This is a genomic window from Cryomorphaceae bacterium 1068 (assembly GCA_027214385.1).
Taxonomy (GTDB): Bacteria; Bacteroidota; Bacteroidia; order Flavobacteriales_D; family Cryomorphaceae; genus JAKVAV01.
Map to the genome: position 1 here is coordinate 322,049 of JAPVXR010000001.1, position 15,969 is coordinate 338,017.

At 41.5% G+C, this 15,969-nt stretch carries 18 protein-coding genes; 11 read left to right on the forward strand and 7 right to left on the reverse strand.

The features are described 5' to 3' along the window. Positions 1 to 111: 111 nt before the first annotated feature. From O3Q51_01375 to O3Q51_01410, 8 genes are all read left to right on the forward strand, one after another. Complete coding sequence (locus O3Q51_01375) at positions 112 to 483, forward strand: response regulator (protein ID MCZ4407441.1); 372 nt, start codon at positions 112 to 114, stop codon at positions 481 to 483. 49 nt (positions 484 to 532) lie between these two features. Further along, positions 533 to 1,909, forward strand: a complete 1,377-nt coding sequence (locus O3Q51_01380; GenBank protein ID MCZ4407442.1) for a sigma-54 dependent transcriptional regulator — start codon at positions 533 to 535, stop codon at positions 1,907 to 1,909. Beyond that, positions 1,906 to 3,360, forward strand: coding sequence for an ATP-binding protein (locus tag O3Q51_01385; protein ID MCZ4407443.1), 1,455 nt, complete (start codon positions 1,906 to 1,908; stop codon positions 3,358 to 3,360). The genes O3Q51_01380 and O3Q51_01385 overlap by 4 nt, the downstream gene beginning before the upstream one ends. Before the next feature lie 165 nt (positions 3,361 to 3,525). After that, positions 3,526 to 3,954, forward strand: a complete 429-nt coding sequence (locus O3Q51_01390; protein MCZ4407444.1) for a PA2169 family four-helix-bundle protein — start codon at positions 3,526 to 3,528, stop codon at positions 3,952 to 3,954. A 174-nt stretch (positions 3,955 to 4,128) separates the two neighbouring features. Next, on the forward strand, positions 4,129 to 4,644 hold the full coding sequence (locus tag O3Q51_01395) for a hypothetical protein (GenBank protein ID MCZ4407445.1): 516 nt from the start codon (positions 4,129 to 4,131) through the stop codon (positions 4,642 to 4,644). Positions 4,645 to 4,725: 81 nt separating this feature from the next. Further along, positions 4,726 to 4,956, forward strand: a complete 231-nt coding sequence (locus tag O3Q51_01400) for a YtxH domain-containing protein (GenBank protein MCZ4407446.1) — start codon at positions 4,726 to 4,728, stop codon at positions 4,954 to 4,956. Continuing rightward, on the forward strand, positions 4,956 to 5,306 hold the full coding sequence (locus tag O3Q51_01405) for a hypothetical protein (GenBank protein ID MCZ4407447.1): 351 nt from the start codon (positions 4,956 to 4,958) through the stop codon (positions 5,304 to 5,306). The genes O3Q51_01400 and O3Q51_01405 overlap by 1 nt, the downstream gene beginning before the upstream one ends. 333 nt (positions 5,307 to 5,639) lie before the next feature. Further along, entirely contained in the window at positions 5,640 to 6,689 is a 1,050-nt protein-coding gene (locus O3Q51_01410; protein ID MCZ4407448.1) for an AI-2E family transporter, read from the forward strand. A gap of 73 nt (positions 6,690 to 6,762) precedes the next feature. On the opposite strand, the gene O3Q51_01415 is transcribed toward O3Q51_01410, so the two are convergent. Beyond that, positions 6,763 to 7,323, reverse strand: coding sequence for a type 1 glutamine amidotransferase (locus O3Q51_01415; GenBank protein ID MCZ4407449.1), 561 nt, complete (start codon positions 7,321 to 7,323; stop codon positions 6,763 to 6,765). A 266-nt stretch (positions 7,324 to 7,589) separates the two neighbouring features. On the opposite strand from O3Q51_01415, the gene O3Q51_01420 reads away from it, so the two are divergent. Continuing rightward, a complete protein-coding gene (locus O3Q51_01420; GenBank protein ID MCZ4407450.1) occupies positions 7,590 to 8,027 on the forward strand; it encodes a hemerythrin domain-containing protein in 438 nt (145 codons plus the stop codon). 75 nt (positions 8,028 to 8,102) lie between these two features. On the opposite strand, the gene O3Q51_01425 is transcribed toward O3Q51_01420, so the two are convergent. After that, on the reverse strand, positions 8,103 to 8,975 hold the full coding sequence (locus O3Q51_01425) for a mechanosensitive ion channel family protein (GenBank protein ID MCZ4407451.1): 873 nt from the start codon (positions 8,973 to 8,975) through the stop codon (positions 8,103 to 8,105). 235 nt (positions 8,976 to 9,210) lie between these two features. On the opposite strand from O3Q51_01425, the gene O3Q51_01430 reads away from it, so the two are divergent. Continuing rightward, positions 9,211 to 9,402 (forward strand): CsbD family protein, encoded by a 192-nt coding sequence (locus O3Q51_01430; GenBank protein ID MCZ4407452.1) that lies wholly within the window; start codon positions 9,211 to 9,213, stop codon positions 9,400 to 9,402. A 56-nt stretch (positions 9,403 to 9,458) separates the two neighbouring features. Here the strand turns inward: O3Q51_01430 and O3Q51_01435 are convergent, their stop codons facing one another. Continuing rightward, entirely contained in the window at positions 9,459 to 9,776 is a 318-nt protein-coding gene (locus O3Q51_01435; protein ID MCZ4407453.1) for a hypothetical protein, read from the reverse strand. Positions 9,777 to 9,815: 39 nt separating this feature from the next. Then, positions 9,816 to 10,589 carry a formate/nitrite transporter family protein gene (locus O3Q51_01440; GenBank protein ID MCZ4407454.1) on the reverse strand — a complete coding sequence of 258 codons (774 nt, stop codon included), beginning with the start codon at positions 10,587 to 10,589 and terminating at the stop codon, positions 9,816 to 9,818. A 169-nt stretch (positions 10,590 to 10,758) separates the two neighbouring features. Between O3Q51_01440 and O3Q51_01445 the strand changes: the two genes are divergently transcribed. Continuing rightward, complete coding sequence (locus tag O3Q51_01445; GenBank protein MCZ4407455.1) at positions 10,759 to 11,397, forward strand: hemolysin III family protein; 639 nt, start codon at positions 10,759 to 10,761, stop codon at positions 11,395 to 11,397. A gap of 76 nt (positions 11,398 to 11,473) precedes the next feature. Here O3Q51_01445 and O3Q51_01450 read toward each other — a convergent pair whose 3' ends face one another. The 3 genes from O3Q51_01450 to O3Q51_01460 form a co-directional block, all read right to left on the reverse strand. After that, positions 11,474 to 12,805: an MATE family efflux transporter gene (locus O3Q51_01450; GenBank protein ID MCZ4407456.1), complete on the reverse strand. Its 1,332-nt coding sequence runs from the start codon at positions 12,803 to 12,805 to the stop codon at positions 11,474 to 11,476. Positions 12,806 to 12,811: 6 nt separating this feature from the next. Further along, a complete protein-coding gene (locus tag O3Q51_01455; GenBank protein MCZ4407457.1) occupies positions 12,812 to 13,768 on the reverse strand; it encodes a hypothetical protein in 957 nt (318 codons plus the stop codon). A 195-nt stretch (positions 13,769 to 13,963) separates the two neighbouring features. Further along, positions 13,964 to 15,871, reverse strand: coding sequence for a DNA polymerase III subunit gamma/tau (locus tag O3Q51_01460; GenBank protein MCZ4407458.1), 1,908 nt, complete (start codon positions 15,869 to 15,871; stop codon positions 13,964 to 13,966). Positions 15,872 to 15,969 lie beyond the last annotated feature (98 nt).

Here is a 15,969-nt window from a genome sequence, read left to right on the forward strand (position 1 = left end):
GGATTATCCATTCTTGTGCCGATATTGAACTTATTGGCATGAATATTCCAAACAGTAGGTCATCCCTTTATTTAAAAATCAAATGAAAAGTGCAGACTGAAAATGCAAGCAATGAGCAAAATCGAAAGTTCAAAAAAAGTATTGGTAGTTGATGATGAGCGAGATATAGGTTTTTTAATGAAAATTCTACTTAAATCTGAGGGCTATGAAGTGCAATTTGTCCAGACATTAGATCAAGCTAAGGAAGCTTTGGAAAGAGATGACTTTCACACGGTTTTCTTGGATTTAAATCTTGACAATGAATATGGATTGGACTTAGTTCCCGTTATACGTAGTTTCGATCATCAGCCCACCATTGCAGTCATTACAGCTCAAAAAGAATTGAAGATAAGAAAGGAGGTAGAAGATAGTAATGTTGATCATTTGATTGAAAAACCATTTAACAGGAAGCGAATCTTGGAAGTCCTTTCACCTCCACACTAATTCCACAGAACTGTAAAACAAAATCCCCACATTTCCCGATATATTACTAATGGATACTAATCACCACATTCTCGTCATAGATGATGAAGTAGATATTTGTCTGCTTTTAAAGCGCTTTCTTGAAAGAAAGGGATTTATAGTTACTACGGTTCATAAAGGCTCAGACGGGCTTAAAGCTGTTTCGAAAACTGCTTTTGATTTGGTGATTAGCGATTTTAGATTACCTGATTATAATGGTCTTGACTTACTGAAGGAGATGAAAGCACTTCGACCAGCTGTACCTTTTATAATTATCACCGGATATTCAGATATTAGAATGGCCGTAGAGGTAATCAAGTATGGCGCGTTTGACTATGTCACAAAACCGCTTTACCCTGAGGAGCTTTTAAATATGGTTAATGAAGCCTTGAATCAAAGTGAACCAGCCATTAAATCTAGCCCTACAAAGCAAAAAGCTTCCTCGACTAAATCGAGTGGAAACAATTTTAAATATCACAAAGGAGAGAGCGCGGGATCTCAAAGTTTGTATAAGAATATGACGATTGTAGCGCCAACCCCGATGTCGGTGCTCATTCATGGAGAAACAGGAACAGGAAAAGAATTCGTTGCGAAGGAGATTCATCGCCTGAGCGAGCGAAGCGACAAGCCTTTCGTCGCCCTCGATTGTGGAGCTTTGCCGAAAGATATTGCAGGTAGCGAATTTTTCGGGCACGAGAAAGGAGCTTTCACAGGAGCTGTTTCTTCACGAGAAGGAAAATTTAAGTTGGCTGATGGAGGTACTTTGTTTTTGGATGAAATAGGAAACTTAAGCTATGAGATTCAATTGAAACTCCTTCGCGTCTTACAAGAACGAAAATTCACGAAAGTTGGTGGTTCTAAGGATACTGAGGTGGATGTTCGAATATTGGCGGCTACCAATGAAAATTTGAGACAAGCAGTCAACGAGGGCAATTTCAGAGAAGACCTATACTACCGGTTAAATGAGTTTAGTCTCACATTGAATCCATTGAGAAATAGAAAAGACGATATAGAAGTATTTACCAACCTTTTTATTGATCAAGCCAATGAACAATTGCATCGCAAAGTGTCTGGTATTACTGACGATGTGATGGATAAATTCAAGAGCTATTCATGGCCTGGAAACCTTCGCGAACTGAAGAATGTGGTAAAGCGAGCAGTCCTGCTGACGGAGGGTGATACGATAGAACTCGATTCGCTACCCGAGGAAATTAAGTATGGAATTTCACACACAGACGGGCCCGTAGACGATAGCCTGAAAAGTGTCGCCAATCACGCTGAAAGAGATCGGATATTGAGTGTTCTCGCGCAGACGGGTAACAACAAATCAAAAGCAGCCAAAATTCTCAATATTGATCGAAAGACCCTTTACAATAAGCTCAAGCTTTTTGATATCAATCCTTCATGAGTAAAATATCAGTCCTTTTAATCAGTCCTTCTGAAGCGTTTCGGTCTAGGGTTGAAGAATTTCTTTTTGATAAATGGGACACCCGTTATTCAATAGAGTTTATCCAAGATTTAAACGAGGATATACCCGAGAGCGATGTGGCATTATTGGACACTTCGGCATTGCCTGAACAGGCAATTGACTTTTTGGCCAAGTCCAATTTTCAGCTTGCCCCGCGCCCAATTATTCTGCTTGTCAACCAGGAGCCTGAAGGAGAAGTAGAGTACAGAACGGTCAAATCCCTAACAGCTGATTTTTTAGTCAAGAGCCGAATGACATCTTCGGGCCTGCACAACACCATTAGGTACGCCTTAGAAACCAACAATCTGAAACTCGAATTAGAGCAACAACAAAAACGCTACTCTTCTCTCTTTTACAACGCGATAGAGCCTGCTTTTTTCTTGGACCATGAATTTACCATTACAGGTCTCAACGATGCTTTTCTCGAAGTATTTAAAATTTCAAAGAGACTAGCACTGGGGAAGGAGTTTTTCACATTTGTTAAGTCCGGTAGTAGTAGAAAACAATTGATTTCTCGTTTGAGAGAATTAAAATCAGGAAGCATCGATCAACAGGTGCGTTTTTCGATTGATGAAAATGGGGTAGAGTTTTTGGGAAGACTCAAGTTATCACTTATTCGAGAATCGGTGATGCATGAAGGCCAACTAAGTAATAGAATCATTGCATACCACGGTACTCTCATTAACATTTCACACGAGGAGAGGCTAAATGCAGTTCGTAAAAAATCCGAAAAAATAGCCATGACTTACCGTCTCGCACGAACGATGGCGCATGAGATAAGAAACCCATTGACCAATGTGAATCTGGCGGTAGATCAGCTCAAAGAGGAGACCAACGCTATTGGTGATTTTGAGATGTACTTTGATATCATCGAGAGATGCACCAAGCGAATCGATGGCATATTGAGTCAATTGCTCAGTTCATCTGAGCAACAAGTATTTAAACGGACCAACTTCGATGTAATAGCCCTATTTAAAGAGGTGGTCAAGGCGATCAAAGATCGTTCGCGCTTGGAAGGAGTTGAATTGACTGCTCAATACGCTATCACAGAAGCTTTTTTGGATGGTGATGTGGAAAAGCTGAGAATTGCATTTACCAATCTTTTTACCAATGCATTGGAAAGCATGGATAAGGAGTCTAAAATCATCCAGAGCCGTGTGAGCTTGGATGCAAATTATGTACGCATTGAAGTTGAGGATAACGGTTTGGGTATGGATCAGCAGCAATTGGAATCGCTTTTTGATCCTTTTTTTACCAGTAAATCCAGTGGTGTAGGTCTCGGTTTAACTTCAACCCAAACCATCATTTCTGAGCACCAAGGAGAAATAGAAGTAGAGAGCGAGAAAGGTGTCGGCTCAACCTTTTCCATTTACTTGCCCATCGACGGTTAGTCATACCATTGTATCCAAAGGCTACCGTGGGGCTTAATCTACACTCCCGTAGAATCTACGCTCATATTAAAACTGCGCAGTGTTTTACAGGTGCTGTCATTCAGTTGTTTATCATCATATGTTGCTTGGGTATAGGCTTTGCAACTTAAGTGAAAAAAAAGATCAATGACTGATATACTCAATAATCTATTAAAAGTAAATCTAGATGCTGCCAAAGGATACAGCTATGCTGCAGAAAACATTAAAAACGACAATTTCCGTCACTTCTTAAAAACGTATGCCGATCAGAGAAAACGTTATGCGGAAGAACTGAAGCAGGAGATTTTGGATTTGGGTGGCGAGCCTGTTGAAAATACTTCATTGTTAGGAGATCTCCATCAAGCCTTGGTGAAAATAAAAGACTCAGTTTCTTCAGACAAAGATGAAGCACTATTGGAAGAGTGTAGCAGAGGTGAAGGCGAAGCAATCGCTCAATATGAGAAGGTGATCGAAACAGAACCTTTTAGTACAGAACTTAGAAAGCTCATAATGACGCAGTACGACAAAATCAGAGCTGCGCGAAGCACAATGGATGAATTAGCCAGAGTAGTGTAGAGCTTGTAGACCTGATCTGTGGAGTAAAGTCTACATAAATTGAGAAACTAGCGTAAACAATAATCTTATGTGTCTGACAATCAGAATTTATACTTTGTTTCAGGTCCTCTCCAATCGCGGTATCCCTTTTGACATTAGTAAGCCGAATAAGAAATTAAACAAAATCTAATCACAATGAAAATTTTAAAATTCTCTTTAATTGTATCCACTGCACTCTTTATCATTTCATGCTCAGATACATCTACCGAAGATGATCATTCTGAAGCAATGGCGGATTTGGAAAACTATGTAGACAGCATCAATAATAACCTTGAAAATTCCGCCCGTCACAACTGGGAAACTCTTGAAGCGCGATTTGAAACACTTGAGGATAAGGCCGAAGAAAATGCGGGGGAAATAAATAATGAACTTCAGTCAAAATTTGACAATCTTGAAAGTCGATTTGAGTCATCTAAAGAAGAGAACGATGAGAAATTATCAGAGTTAAATCTAATGGCTGAGGAGAAAATATCCGATATGAAAAATTGGTTGGATGAAAGGGGCGACGATGTCGAAATTGCCTCAGATGAAACCGGAGACAAGGTAGAAGAAGGATGGGAAGAGAGTATGGAATGGATCGAAGAGAATTACGATAACTTGAAAGATGAAACCAAACAAAAAGTTGACAGTCTCAAATTGTCAATGAAGTAAAAAAATTCGATTGATTCTGAATCAATTGCACAATTAAGTCCATTTATTTTTTGTAAATTAATACCACTAAAAACAAACAAGATGAGCAAAGGAAATAATGAAATACTGTCATTTTTATTGGGAACTGCCATTGGAGTTGGAGCGGGTCTCTACCTCAATAGTAAAAACGGTAAAAAGTTGAGAAAAGACGCTGTCCACAAAATTTCTGATATGGAACAAACCATAGAAGAAAAAGTGAATAAAGCCTACGACAATTTGAAGGAACAGGTTAACAATGCAGCGGGCAAAGTTAAAGACGCAACAAAGGCATAATGTCCTCAAAATTTGAAGATCAGTATATAGAAGCAAAGGCAGCAGCTAAGCTCTATACCGAGACTGAGGCAGACTTGATCAAACTGAAGTTAGTCAAGAGAACTACGCGGTATGTTGGGAAACTGATGGCTGTGACCTTAACCGTTCTTTTGGGGTTCGTTAGTTTGACTATTCTTCTTATGTCCTTGGGGTTTGCTTTGGCAGAATACTTTCAGAGCACCAGCCTGGGGTTTCTATGCGCAGGAGGGGTGGGCATTTTCATCACCATTATCGCCTCACTAGTATTGCGTAAAATCCTGAATCGTTCGATTATTAAAAGAACACTTAAAGAGATCTACGATGCCTCATAAATTTAGTCACATTAAGACTCTAAGCGATATTGACGACGAGATAATCAGAACTGAACTGAAGAAGAGGATTATTAGAAATGATATTTCTCTACGAGTGTCAAATGTTCGTGAAATGTTGAAACCTGCCTCTCTTGGCTGGAAACTCGTTAAATTTATTTTTCCTCGAAATGACGAAAATTCAGCTTCATCTGTTTTGATTAAGACAATCCTAGAGGTTCTCACCACCGTGGAGGCCTCAAAATTTGGTTGGAAGATGCTTAAAAGAATCTTCAAATAAGATAATTCTATAAATGAAACCTAGCCTGTAGAGTTAAATGCTTTGCAGGTTTTTTTATGAAAAAAGAATCAAAAAATATCAGCCTTCAAAAAGTATTCTACTCGGTTGTCCTGATTGGAGTCATCATTTTCTTAGGGAGTCAACTTAAAGCAGTTGCAGCTCCATTGGTGCTTTCCATCATACTTTCCTTGGTCATACTTCCATTGGCAAACTGGCTTGAGAGAATTGGGTTTAACAGATTGTTTAGCGGCATTACCATAGTAGGTGTGGTCGCATTACTGGTCATAGGAATAGGTCTTGTTGGCGTTGTTCAGCTTAAGGATTTGGGTTCCTCTATTGGTGACATTGAAAATACTTTCTTTTCCAAGTTAAATCGATTAACAGAGATTTTACCTCAGAATTTTCAGCCTCCAAAACTGCGTGAGGTCGATGATATCGAAAAGGTACTTCCGGAGGATCTTAGCTTTTTAGGATCATTCTTCGGCGACGCATTAAAAGTAACGGGAGATGTTCTCACTACCCTTACCCTGATTCCGATTTTCGTATTCTTCATCCTCTTCTACCGAGGTAGGATATCAGAATTCTTGGAATGGATTGACTCCAAAGGTTCAGGGGAACTAACAGTTGCTACCAAAGAATCTAAGGAGATGGTGCAAAGTTATCTTTCAGGTATGGGTTTGGTCATTTTAATCAACGCTTCCCTCGCTACAGGAGGCCTTTGGGCCATTGGAATTTCCTACGCGCTCTTGCTGGGTACGCTTTCCGCGCTCCTCACGGTGATACCTTATATCGGAACTTTTGTAGGGGCGCTTATTCCGATTGCCTTCGCATTTCTTACAAAGGACTCCTTGGCTTATGGTTTCGGTGTAATGGCTCTCTATGCGGTCATTCAGTTTGTAGAAAACAACTTTATTTCCCCAGTAATTCTGGGAAATAGCGTCAATGTCAATCCTTTTGCATCCGTGCTTGCACTGTTGGTAATGAGTCAGTATTGGGGAGTCATAGGAATGGTTGTAGCTGTTCCCTTAATGGCGGTCTTGGTTATTCTTTTCGATCATTCTTCCGTTCTGAAGCCACTAAATCTTTTATTGAAAAACGATCAATAGCTATTTGAGCAAAGTTTAAGCATAAAAAAAGTCGGGAAGATACCCGACTTTTGCACTTTGCTATACCGTGTTTTTATGCGGTTTGTTCAGCGTGCTGACCTTCTCTTATTTCTTCTACCATTTTTGCATTGAATGCGTTTAAGTCGGCAGGAGATCTTGAGGTTACCAATCCATGATCGGTCACTACTTCCTCATCCACCCAGTGTGCGCCTGCGTTTATAAGATCAGTCGAAATCGAACCGAATGATGTCATTCTTCTTCCTTTAACCACATCGGCTTCAATGAGCATCTGCGGACCATGGCAAATGGCAGAAACGGGTTTGTGGTCATCAAAAAAGTCACGGACGAACTGAACAGCTTTTTCGTTTCTTCTCAGAATATCAGGATTTATTACTCCTCCGGGGAGCATCAATGCGTTGTATTCTGATGATGAGATTTCGTCAAGCGTTTTGTCCACATCTATTTCCATATTCCAGTTTCCATCCTTCCAGCTTTTGATCTTTCCCGATTTAATGGATACGATATCTACATCAGCACCGCTTTCTTTGAGTGCATTCATCGGTGAGGTTAATTCTGATTCTTCGAAACCATCAGTTGCGAGGATGGAGACTCTTTTATTTTCTAGTGTTTTCATAATAGTTGATTTTATGTGAATAACTGTGTTATAGGGTGCGAAGACCATTCCAAGGGATGAATCGGTACCCAAGTTGTGTCTAAGAATCTGAAGAATAGTGATTTAACGATTTGCTTAAATGCTTCTGTCAAAACCACCTCCATCTATTGAGCATTGTACGCACAGTCTTGTTACGGAAATTCCACAGTGCACATATAGAATCCTCCTATTGAAAGGCATTCAGCCTGCCGGCAATGTTTTTGAAATAATACCCATCAAAAGATCCTATGAAAAATATATTCGAACAAATTAGAGAGGACCACGAAACACAGAGAGCGCTCATACAAGATTTAGTAGAAACTTCAGGGCATAGCCAAACGAGAAAGGACTTATACGAGCAATTAAAGCATCACCTTAAAATTCATGCTGACGCCGAAGAACGGTACTTCTACAAGCCGCTGTTCAGAGATGATTTAACTCAGGATAAAGCCAGACACAGTGTAGCCGAACACCACGAAATAGATGAGCTTCTTGAAAAATTAGACAATACGGAGATGGATAACTCAGCTTGGTTGAGTACAGCTGAGAAACTGAAGGAGAGAGTGCTTCATCACCTTGCCGAAGAAGAGCATGAAGTATTTCAGATGGCCGGTAAGGCTTTGGAAAATTCGGAAAAAATCAAATTGGGAGAATCCTACAGGGAAATGATGGAAGAGAATGCATAGCCCTTCTTAGTTTCCTCTTTTTAAAAGATATGCCCTCGATGTTAAGTCAAGGGCATTTTTTGTTTCCAGCTCCGGCTACTCCATCATGCGAAGAGGGATCGGTTGCCCCTCTTGGTAAATTTTCAATTCTACAATATCTGCCGGAAGGCTGAATCCAGCCTCGGTGAGTGCAGCTAATCCAGCAGCCATTGCTTCATTTTTCAATGTGATTACTCCTCTTTTTTGCTTATCGGAATTGATCCAATAGTAGATTCCCAGATTTACCGTGCTTGTTCCGAAGTTTTCAATCATCACGAAAGGCTCCAGCCCATTTGTTTGCTCCAGTTCATCCATTCTTTTCAAAGCGCCCATCACCACTTGCATGGCTTTGCCAATATTATCACCATAGTCTATTCCCAAAACAAACTTGTGCCGCAATAATCCGTCGCGGGTATAATTGGACAAGGGGTTTTTCACCAACATAGCATTTGGTAAGAATATGTCCTGTCCATCAAAAGTTCGCACGTGAGTTGTTCGGAAACTCATGGCTTTCACTACACCTTTCACACTTTCTACTTCTATCAAGTCTCCAATCCCAAAAGGTCTGGAGAACGCCAGAAAAAAACCGGCGATAAAGTTTTCGCCGATGTCCTTAAAGGCAAAACCAAGAATAATGGCTGATACACCTGCACCTGCCAGGAGGCTACCTGCTGCTGTGCCGAGGCCGATTGCATTCAAAAAGAACACAATTCCCAAGAGGAAAAAAGAGATGGTGATAATTCTTCCGACGAAGTTCACCAGCAACATATCATCTACCCTTCTTTTAAGTCTGTTCTTTGCTAGCCAGCTAATGCCCAGACCCAAAAAAACGAGTAGGGTAAGACTGATTATCCCCCAGAAGATTGAAGGAAACTTATCTATGAGTTGATCTTTGATTTGATTGAAAGGCTCGAAAAGTTGATTTTCCATAGTCTAAAGTTAAGCGAAGATGCTTTAGCAAACATCGAGCTATTCATAGATAGATGTGTTTTACTATGTGTTGATCGCACCACATGTTTGGGGAATTTTGGTTCCGCTGCATACTCCTAATTTTTTGTCCATAAAGCTTAGGCGCCTGCCCAGTGAGGGTTTGAGGCAGTAATCTCACTAGATGATTCTCCGGTACGGTTACTGAACCCTATAGTTTGAACCAAAAACAAATATTATGGATTCTACACAAGATAAAATTAGAGGAAATTGGAATCAGCTAAAAGGAAAGCTCAAGCAAGAATACGGAGAGCTCAATGATGACGACCTAACATACGCTGAAGGAAAAGAAGATGAACTCTTAGGAAAAATTCAAGAAAAGACCGGAAAGTCTAAAGAACAGATCAAAGAGTTTATTGATCAACTATAGTCTCCCGAGATTAGACAATAATAGAAAGCCGTTGCAAAATTAATGTAGCGGCTTTCTCATTTAAATTCATCTTCTCCTAGTTGGGTATCTGCGCACTCGCTGCTCATTTTTTCAATTAAGTGAGCATTCTTTTCGTCTTTGGCCCATCGATAAATCGTTGCGGTGAAGTCGCATGCTTTCTTTGTGAAACCCGTTTCGTCTCTCTCTGCCATCCATTCAAATCCTTTTTGGAAGGGGCTGAAGTAAGGGATGAGCAAAAGCGCTGTAACCGCATAGAGGAACCAGCCTAGCGGCAAAAACGGGAGCAGAATGGAAACTGTTCCTACAGCAAAGCAAAGTGTAGCTATAATTGGTATGACGTATTTTCGATTCATGCACAACTGACCACAGAAACCACTTCTGAATTTTATCTTTTACAGTTCATTTATCGAATACTTTAATCCCGCTACGAAGAAAGCTCCACCGATAATATTGCCCAAAATGGCAAAGGCCAGAGCCGCTCCATAATCGCCCAAACTTGGATCGACAGAGTGGATATATCCTCCTACCAATTCTACCGTTCCTACTATGCAGTGATGGAGCTTGCCGTATCCTATAACAAATGTGACCAAGACAATCATGAAGACTCGACTAATGGTTTCTTGTGCAGTGGTAATTAACCACCCAAGCAGTCCCATCATCCAACCGGCAAGAATAGCACTTCCTAAGATGACGTACCAAGAAGGTTCGGTAAGCACATGAGCAAACTCTACAAAAGCTTCCTTGCTAATGATATCTCTTTCAGGTCCTATCCAGGCGATGAAGACGGCGAAAAGAGAACCGCCGATTAGATTTCCCATAAGAACTACTCCCCATAGTTTCATTAATTCACTAAAGTTGACCACGCCTTTTAAAAATGGAATGACAGCCAGCGAAGTCTGTTCTGTAAAAAGCTGGCTTCTTCCGATAATAACGAATATGAAGCCCAGCGGATAGCCGAGTGAAACAATGAGGTGTAGCGCATTTTTGTCCACAGTTTCTACAAATGTTGTGTAGAATAATCCCATCAATACTATGGAGAAGCCAATCTCAAGACCAGCCGTAAAGGCGCTCAGGAATAACCCGGATTGACTCCTTCTGTACTCCATTATGCTGGATGCATACTGTTCCTTGAGTATCTCTTCGCTTTCTTTCGGCTGATCTGACATAAAATGTTTTTTAGCTAGAGTTATAAAATTGGGCCGGAAGAGCCGATTCAATTTAAATAAACTATTGGTGTTGCAAATTTTCATAACACATAGTGTATCTTTCTTAAAACATCAAAAAGCCAATATATCGGAGTCTTTAAAATTTGAAGAATAATTTCACCTTTGCACCATGTCAGACTACCCGGGCGTCCATGAAAAAGCCAATATCATTTCCCACCTGCTTGGATTCTTATTCGGGCTTGTGGGGTTGCCCTTTTTGGTAATAGCGATTTCCGAGTCTGCAGAGACCTCTGTGGGCGATGTAGCGGGAGGAATCGTCTATGGAATCGGTTTCCTTATGGTGTTCGGATTTTCGACACTTTACCACGCTCAGAAAGAAACCAAGCCCCGAATGCTGATGAAGATATGGGATCATATCAGCATCTACTATTTGATAGCGGGGACTTATACACCCTTTTTGCTGGCTTACGCCAACCCTGAGGATGCTAAGTTGATGCTCTGGATTCTTTGGGGACTCGCATTTGCAGGAACGGTCTTCAAAGTATTTTTCACGGGGAAGTTCAGGGTGGTCTCTACGTTAATTTACTTGGCCATGGGTTGGATGGTGGTATTCGCTCCCGATTCATTTAGCGAGAACTTGCCCCAAGAGCAATTTTACTGGATTGCTGCCGGTGGAGCCTGTTACACGATCGGTGCAGTATTTTACTTGGTCAAAAAAATTCCTTTTCACCACGCCATTTGGCATGTCTTTGTTCTCGGTGGAGCACTATGCCACTACATTGGCATTCTGAAAATATTTGAAAGTTAGCCGTTAGCAGTGCTCTGCGAACACCGCGTATGCATATCGAGCTGCGCAAATCGAGCTATGAACTACGAACCTCGCACTACGAGCGTCCATACCGTTTTCTAAAGTCAAATACGAGCCACCCCGAGCGGATGACCATCCAAACCAAAAAGGCAATCCAGATACCAAGTAGACCGGGAGAGTAGTAATGGAAGCTCACACTGACGGGTACAAACCCAAAAAGGGTAGAGAAAATCAAGAGGTTTCTCAATAGTTTCATCTCACCCAATCCCTTGTAGATTCCATCAAAGGCGAAAGCCGAAGCATTGATGGGTTGTGTAATGATCACCAAGAAAAAGATCGCTTCAAATTGGGCAAGTACTGCGGCATCATTCGAAAAGAATTTGCCGATCTGGAAATAGCCGATGCCGTAAATTACGGCTAATCCAAATCCAATCCATATGGCGATACGGTTGATCCTCAACCCCATTTTGTACAGTAATTTCGGGCGTTCCTCTCCTAGAAGTCTTCCTGCCAAGGCATTTCCCGCATGGGCATACCCATCGATGAAGAAAGAGGAGAACAGCCAGATATTGATGGCGATGGTATGCGCTGCAATCACCTCTTCTCCATATCCCGTTGCGTAGCGGGTGGCTAGATAGAAGGTGAGATTGAGCAGAATGGTTCGAATAAAGAGGTCAATGCTCATCCCTGCCAAATTCCTGTATTCGGCATTGAGTTTGAGCTGAATCTTCAGTCGAAAAGGAGTCTTGTAATACAGGAAAACGAGCGCCATCAAGAACATGAGGATTTGTGAGACTAAGCTCGCTGCAGCGGCACCTTCTATTCCCATTGGATTCACCATTCCGTCGATGCCAAAAATCAGGATGTAGTCGAGAATCAGGTTAACTGTTGCGCCCGAAAGCGAGATGATCATGGCCCAGGATGTATTCTGCAATCCTCTGAAAACCCCGAAGAGCAGGAGAGTAGCCAGCGTAAAAGGAAATCCCCACGACCGAATGCTGAAGTAGTCTTTGCAAAGTTCGAGCACAGGACCATCTGCATTGTAGAATCGGAAAATATCTTCGGAGAATGTTTTCGTTAGGACGAGAAATCCAACGCCTAAAAGAATATTAGAGACGAGCGCTTGTGGCACCAAAGTCTCAATTTCAGTTAATCTCTTGCTACCGTAATACCGACTGACAATGGCCGCGATAGCCGTCAGCGTTTGGGCGAGAATCCATACTGTCATTAGGTAGAAGCTGCCCGCAATACCTACTGCAGCCAGCTCGGTGGTGCCAATTTGACCCACGAAGGCTGTATCTACTAGAGTAATGACGGGTTCGGCGATGCCCGTGAGTATTGCAGGCAAAGCCAAGCGATTGATTTCTCGCTTGCTTATTGAATCTTCAATCGGCGATTTGCCTGCCATTGAGATTTACCTTCCCCCGATATTCATGAAGGTATATCCTTTGGTACTTATGGTAATGTTTTGGTCAACTTCTGCTTTTTTCACAGTCATCTCCATGCGTTCGCCATTCTTTTGGGTTACAATCATCTGTATGACCGAACCTTCGGGATAACCACTACCTGCGTACATATCGGGCATTTGCTTGTTCACGCCCGACATGTTTGCCATGGACTTGATCCAATCGATTTCCAACTCATCGGTTACCCAATAGGTCATGCTGCTGCCGTCACCATTTTCGAGATTTTCTACGACGTACTCGTCGCAAGAATAACCTGAGATGGTTTTTGTATTGCCCGTTTTTTTGAAAGTCGGCATTTCACTCATATCTGTCGCTTCAGAATCTTCCTTTGGCATCATACTCTCCACCTGACTTTTGTCGATAGACATGGTGGTTCCTATTTTTTGACCGCCTGTATTCATTAAAGTCACAATTTCATAACTGGCCAAATCATAGATCATTTCAGTGTTGATGCCTTCTTGATTCATTATAATTCCCATCAGCGACGATTCTTCTTTGGCTAAAAAAGTCATCTCATTCGATTGATTGAGCTTTCCTTTTTTGTCATAGTCCTCCATAAGTATCACAAAGCGGTGATCAAACTTGTATTCGTCCTGAACTTGTACATCAGCACCCCCCGGCATAGCCATAGTTGATGCATTGGCTGATACTTCTTCTGACGATTTTGTTTCAGTTAAGGCCTCAGTTTCTGTTTCTTCTACAACTTCTTTTTTCTTTTTCTTTTTATTTTTCGAGAATATACCTTCGATGGCGTCAAGACCGCTGTCAATGCCATTTTCGATTTTTTGATCAACACGCTGTTCCGTTTTTTGCTTTGCTTTCTCCTCGGTTTTTTCAGCTATTTGAGCTTGGGTACCAATGGTGAAGCAGGCGAAAAGAAAAGTGAAAATTTTGGTCAGTTTCATGTGAATTGGGTTGTTGTTTTTTCGGATCGTGAAGATAGTGAATTTACAAGGGTGCACCTCATCACTAATATTCATGGTTGGGTTCTAAGTAACAATTTCAGTTCGAAAGAGTCAAGCTGCTATCAATGGGCTTTGTCCGGATTATTTTCAATTAAGTTCATCACTTTTTGGGTATAAACTATCGTGAGAGTGCGATTAGACATCATGATCGATATCCAAATCGAATCGACTTCTTAGCTCTTTCAGAAGCGGATTTTTTTCAGCCATCGCTTCAAACTTGGCTGAAGGATCATAGAGGCTGTCTCCGTCTTTTGTTTCCGTTTCATCAATCACCACGTTCAGCAATATTCTCCAGTTGTTCAATTTTTCTCGTAAGAATTCCAATAGATTAGCCTTGTCTTCATTCAGGTCACTTACCTGCACGTGATTGTCGACCAAAAATTCGATTTGATTTTCCTCAACCATTACAGGGTCGTGTTTGGTCAAAGTCACGTAATAGCTCTGTTTATCTTCTGCTTTTATTTTTGATGCATATTCTTTCCAGGCATCCCAAAGCTCATTCAGGTTGAAGGCATCAGCCGGCTTGCCTTCGTAAGAAGCGGCTTCATTCGTAGGATCGGTGTCAGTCTTTTCATCCTTGGTCTCCAGTTTTTCCTTCATAGCTGAAATGGAAGGAAGCCCCGTCATCTTTCCTTTGCCAAGCTTAGAGCTAAAACCCGATGGAGCTGGTTTTGGTTCCTGAACTCCGTTGCCAACCGTTAAAGGGAGAGGCTCAGGCTTTTTCTCTTCAGTAGGTGCAGTCTCAATCGTATGGGCAATACTTACTTCTTCAATTTGCTCTTTTGGCGTTTCAATCTTTTCTGCGACAGGTTTTTCAACGGGAGAAACCTCTTCAACAGGAGCTGGGGTTGGTGGAGGGTTTTTTGGCGAAGCACTTTCCTTAATCTCCGGAATAGCGACTACCAGATCGTTATCTTTTTTGCTTCCCGGTTTTGCAGGAGCTACTTCAAACTCGTCATTGGAGTTTTTTTTTTCACCGCTTCCGCTAAAAAGAGCGCAAAGCCTCAAGAGCAAGACCTCTGCAAGTAGTCGCTGATTTCGACTGATTTTATAATCCAAATCTGCCTTGCCTAAGAGTTCAAGAGCGGTGACCAAACTGCCTGTTTCAAATTTTGGGGCCTCTTCAATGTAACGCTGCTTTATCGTTTCACCTACTTCAAGAATACCTACCGTTTTCGGTGAGATGCACATCAAGAGATTTCGAATGTGATTGGCCAAGCCATTGATGAAATTGTGACCGTCGAAACCCTTATTCAGAATTTGATTGAAGGTAACGAGTGCTGTCTCTGTATCGCTGTTCAGAAAGCAGTTGCATAGAGCAAAGTAGTAGTCGTAATCGAGAATGTTGAGGTTATCGATTACATCCTGATAGGTGACGTTGTTACCCGAGAAGCTCACCATTTGATCAAAGATCGAAAGGGCATCTCTTAGGGCGCCATCTGCTTTTTCTGAGATGACATGAAGAGCACTTTCTTCAACAAAAATATGCTCTTTCTCTGCTATCTGAGCGAGATGGGCCACCATTGAGCTGATTTGAATTCGATTGAAATCAAATACCTGACAACGCGAAATAATGGTCGGAAGAACTTTGTGTTTTTCGGTTGTAGCCAGTATGAAAATGGCATATGACGGCGGTTCTTCCAATGTCTTCAGAAAGGCATTGAAGGCGGCTTTCGAAAGCATGTGTACCTCATCAATAATATACACCTTGTATTTACCGATCTGTGGTGGGATGCGAACCTGGTCTATCAGGCTTCGAATGTCTTCAACACTATTATTTGATGCGGCATCCAGTTCAAAAATATTGAAGGAAAAGTCATTTCCTTCATCTATACCCTCAGAGTGGAAGTGATTGACTTCTCGAGCTAGAATTCTGGCGCAGGTGGTTTTTCCTACACCCCTGGGGCCATTGAATAAGAATGCCTGAGCGAGGTGATTATTCTCAATAGCCTTGAGAAGAGTCTGGGTAATATTTTCCTGTCCAACTACCGATTCGAAGGTATTTGGTCTGTATTTTCGCGCCGAAACTATAAACTCGTCCATTCAATAATTTGATGAAGGGCAAAGATAAAAGAACTTGCCATTGCGAGTGCTTGATCTAATATCTTCAAAAGAGGAGAGGCAACACGTTCGAAAGTTCC